At 72.1% G+C, this 4220-nt stretch carries 5 protein-coding genes and 1 riboswitch; all 5 genes read left to right on the plus strand.

What is annotated here, in order from left to right; translation table 11 throughout:
• Positions 1 to 8 precede the first annotated feature (8 nt).
• On the plus strand, positions 9 to 521 hold the full coding sequence (locus ABWK99_RS14205) for a GNAT family N-acetyltransferase (RefSeq protein ID WP_372595358.1): 513 nt from the start codon (positions 9 to 11) through the stop codon (positions 519 to 521).
• A gap of 269 nt (positions 522 to 790) precedes the next feature.
• Complete coding sequence (gene glyA, locus ABWK99_RS14210; protein ID WP_372595355.1) at positions 791 to 2071, plus strand: serine hydroxymethyltransferase; 1281 nt, start codon at positions 791 to 793, stop codon at positions 2069 to 2071.
• Positions 2068 to 2970 (plus strand): bifunctional methylenetetrahydrofolate dehydrogenase/methenyltetrahydrofolate cyclohydrolase, encoded by a 903-nt coding sequence (locus ABWK99_RS14215; protein WP_372595356.1) that lies wholly within the window; start codon positions 2068 to 2070, stop codon positions 2968 to 2970. The genes glyA and ABWK99_RS14215 overlap by 4 nt, the downstream gene beginning before the upstream one ends.
• 268 nt (positions 2971 to 3238) lie before the next feature.
• Positions 3239 to 3311, plus strand: a riboswitch (cyclic di-GMP riboswitch).
• Positions 3312 to 3445: 134 nt separating this feature from the next.
• Positions 3446 to 3622, plus strand: a complete 177-nt coding sequence (locus tag ABWK99_RS14220) for a BldC family transcriptional regulator (RefSeq protein ID WP_372595359.1) — start codon at positions 3446 to 3448, stop codon at positions 3620 to 3622.
• A gap of 65 nt (positions 3623 to 3687) precedes the next feature.
• On the plus strand, positions 3688 to 4220 hold a 533-nt coding region (locus ABWK99_RS14225), incomplete at its 3' end, for an exodeoxyribonuclease III (RefSeq protein ID WP_372595357.1).

Below are 4220 nucleotides of genomic sequence, written 5' to 3' on the forward strand. Positions count from 1 at the left end.
CGGACGAGGTGAGGATCGACGTCGTCGACGACGCGAGCGCCGGTGAGCTGCTGACGGTGCGCCGCGCGGCCTTCGTACGCGAGGCCCAGCTCTACGACGACCCCCACATCCCCCCGCTGACGCAGACGCTCGAGGAGCTGAGGGCCGACCTCGCCGACCCGGCGGTCGTGACCGTCGGCGCCTGGATCGGGCCCCGGCTCGTCGGGTCGATCCGGGTCGGCGTCGAGGGCTCCAAGGCCACGCTCGGACGCCTCGCCGTGGTGCCCGACCTGCAGGGCCAGGGCATCGGGACGCAGATGATGCTCGCCGTCCCCGGGTACCTGCCGGACGGCATCACGGAGGTCTGGGTGTTCACCGGGAAGGACTCGGTGCACAACCTCGCGATGTACGCCAAGCACGGCTACGAGCACGAGTTCGACCAGACCGCTGGTGACCTGACCTACGCCTACCTGCGCAAGATCCTCGGCGAGGGCGGCTCGTTGCCCGGCGCAGAGGCGGCAGCCGCGTCCTCGGCCGAGTGACCCCGCGGCGCTGAGCACCCGGACGTCCGGCCGGTCGGGGCGCGCCCCGACCACCCAGCGGACCGCCGACGGGCGGTGGACGCCGCTTGCTAGTCTTGCCCCGTCGCGACTGGCGAAGGTGGGCAACCACCAGGGAGCGGCAGTACTGCGGACGCCTGGAGCCCCGCAGTGACGTCGGGTCGAACGCCTGGGCCACGGGTCAGCACACCGGTTGTGCGTGCCCGGACAGACCCGGGGTCCCCGCGTGCACCGCTGAGGCGAGGAGCGTCATGAGCGACAACGTCATGAACCAGTCCCTGTCCGAGCTGGACCCGGAGATCGCCGCGGTCCTCGACGGCGAGCTCGAGCGCCAGCGCGGGACGCTCGAGATGATCGCGAGCGAGAACTTCGTGCCGCGGGCCGTCCTGGAGGCCGTCGGGTCCGTCCTGACCAACAAGTACGCCGAGGGCTACCCCGGTCGGCGCTACTACGGCGGCTGCGAGGTCGTCGACGTCGCGGAGACCATCGCGATCGAGCGCGCCAAGGCGCTGTTCGGCGCGGAGTTCGCCAACGTCCAGCCGCACTCGGGTGCCACCGCGAACGCAGCGGTGCTGCACGCGCTGGCCCGGCCGGGGGACACGATCCTCGGCCTCGCGCTCGACCAGGGCGGTCACCTGACGCACGGGATGAAGATCAACTTCTCGGGTCGGCTCCACGACATCGTCGCCTACGGGGTCGACCCCGAGACCTCGCGGATCGACATGGCCGAGGTGCGACGCCTCGCCGTGGAGCACAAGCCGAAGGTGATCATCGCCGGCTGGTCCGCCTACCCCCGCGAGCTCGACTTCGCCGCCTTCCGCGCGATCGCCGACGAGGTCGGTGCCTACCTCTGGGTCGACATGGCGCACTTCGCCGGCCTCGTCGCCGCCGGTGTGCACCCCTCGCCCGTCCCGCACGCGCACGTCGTCTCCTCGACCGTGCACAAGACGATCGGCGGCCCGCGCTCCGGGTTCATCCTGACGAACGACGCCGAGCTGGCGAAGAAGATCAACACAGCGGTGTTCCCCGGTCAGCAGGGCGGCCCGTTGATGCACGTCATCGCGGCGAAGGCCGTGGCGTTCAAGATCGCGATGTCCGAGGAGTTCCGGGACCGTCAGGAGCGCACGCTTCGCGGTGCGCGCATCCTCGCCGAGCGCCTGATGGCGCAGGACGTCGTCGCCGCGGGCATCGGCGTCCGCTCGGGCGGGACCGACGTGCACCTGGTCCTCGTCGACCTGCGTGACGCGGCGATCGACGGCAAGCAGGCCGAGGACCTCCTGCACGAGGTCGGCATCACGGTCAACCGCAACGCCGTGCCCAACGACCCGCGCCCGCCGATGGTCACCTCCGGGCTACGGATCGGCACCCCGGCCCTGGCGACCCGTGGTTTCGGCGACGCGGAGTTCACCGAGGTGGCCGACGTGATCGCGCTGGCCCTGGTCGGCGGGCAGGCAGCCGACGTCGAGGCGCTCAAGGCACGGACCGCTGCCCTGGCCGATGCCTTCCCGCTCTACCCCGGCCTCGACCGGTGAGTGGGCTGACCGCATCGGGCGCGCAGCTCCTCGACGGGAAGGCGACGGCGGCGACGATCAAGGCGGAGCTGGCCACCCGCGTCGCGGCGCTCCGCGAGAAGGGGGTCGTGCCGGGGCTCGGCACCGTGCTGGTCGGCGACGACCCGGGCTCGCAGGCCTACGTGGCAGGCAAGCACCGCGACTGCGCAGAGGTGGGCATCGCCTCGATCCGGGAGGACCTCCCCGCGGACGCGAGCGAGGCCGACGTCCTGGCGGCGGTGGACCGGCTCAACGCCGACCCCGCCTGCACGGGCTACATCGTCCAGCTGCCGTTGCCGAAGGGCATCGACACGAATCTCGTGCTGGAGCGGATCGACCCGGACAAGGACGCCGACGGCCTGCACCCCACCAACCTGGGGCGCCTGGTGCTGCGGGTCAACGAGCCCCTCACCTCCCCGCTGCCCTGCACCCCGCGCGGGGTGCTCGAGCTCATGGCGCGCTACGGGTTGTCCGTCGCGGGCAAGCACGTGGTCGTGCTCGGTCGGGGGACGACGGTCGGTCGGTCGATCGGCCTGCTCCTGACCCGCCGGGAGCACAACGCGACGGTCACGCTCACCCACACCGGGACGACCGACCTCTCCTCGCACCTGCGCATGGCGGACGTCGTCGTCGCGGCGGCGGGGGTGCCAGGGCTGGTCCGGGCCGAGGACGTCAAGCCGGGCGCCGTCGTGCTCGACGTGGGCGTCTCGCGGCAGGTGGACCCGGACACGGGCCGGACCCGACTGGCGGGTGACGTCGACCCGGGCGTCCGGGAGGTCGCGGGATGGCTCTCGCCGAACCCCGGCGGGGTCGGGCCGATGACGCGCGCGATGCTCCTGGCGAACGTCGTGGACCGGGCGGAGCGGCTCGCGGCGAGCTGAGCAGGGTGTGACGCACGTCACACGACGAATTGCTCAAGTATGTCCGGTATCGACCGATGTACGTCGTGAAGGCCCCACCAGGACCACCTGGGAGGGGCCTTCCGTCGTCCCTGGCAGCAGCCGCTTCCGGCGGGCCGCACGAGGTGGACGGGCCGATGCGGCCGGGCGAGATCTGTGGGGCATGTCACCCGTTGGGGTGATCAAGTCTGTCCGGTTTGGGCCCGATGTCTGGTCTGGAGGCTTCGCCCGGGATGTCCGGGCAGGCCCGTCACGACAAGGGCAAACCCGCCGCGAGGCGGGGACGCAAAGCCAGGGGCCCCCAGGGTCGCCCAGCTACCGACGACGAAGAGGAAGTCCGATGAACCCCCAGCCATCCGCCCCGTCCTCCACGAGCTCCGCCGCGCAGCCCCTCCCCACCCCCGCGCCGCGCACCTCCTCCGCGCGGACGGCGCAGGCGCTCGGTGTCGACGCCCTCCTGACCCCCGCCGAGGTCGCCAGCCTGTTCCGCGTCGACCCCAAGACGGTCAGCCGCTGGGCCAACGCCGGCAAGATCACCACGGTCCGCACCCTCGGTGGGCACCGTCGCTTCTCCCAGCGGGAGATCCGCGGTCTGCTGTCCGCCGTCCCCGGGCAGCGCCTCCAGCTCGGCTGACGCGGGGGCCGTCCCCCCCGCTGGACAGCAGCGCGCGTGTCGGCGAGGTGAGCGAGGATGCTCCGGTGCAGATCGCGAGCGTGAACGTCAACGGGATCAGGGCGGCCTTCCGGCGAGGGATGGGCGCGTGGCTCGACCAGCGGGCGCCCGACGTCCTGCTCCTGCAGGAGGTGCGTGCTCCCGACGAGCTCCTGGCAGGATTCCTCCCGAACGACCGTTGGCACGTGGGCCACGCGGAGGCCGAGGCCAAGGGCCGTGCCGGAGTGGCGATCGCCTCCCGGCTCCCGGTGACCGCCGTGCGGATCGGCCTCGACCAGGGTGTCCCGACCAACACCGGGCGGTGGATCGAGGCGGATCTGGAAACGCCGGACGGCGGCGCGCTGACCGTCGTCTCGGCGTACATCCACTCCGGCACGGAGAACACCCCGTCGATGGATGAGAAGTACGCCTTCCTCGCGCTGGCGACGGAGCGGATGGATGCGCTCCTCGCAGGTGGGGGGCACGCGGTGGTGGGCGGGGACCTGAACATCGCGCATCGCGACCAGGACCTGAAGAACTGGAAGGACAACCGGGGCAAGGCCGGCTGCCTGCCGGAGGA

It is taken from the genome of Actinotalea sp., from assembly GCF_041597215.1.
Lineage (GTDB): Bacteria > Actinomycetota > Actinomycetes > Actinomycetales > Cellulomonadaceae > Actinotalea.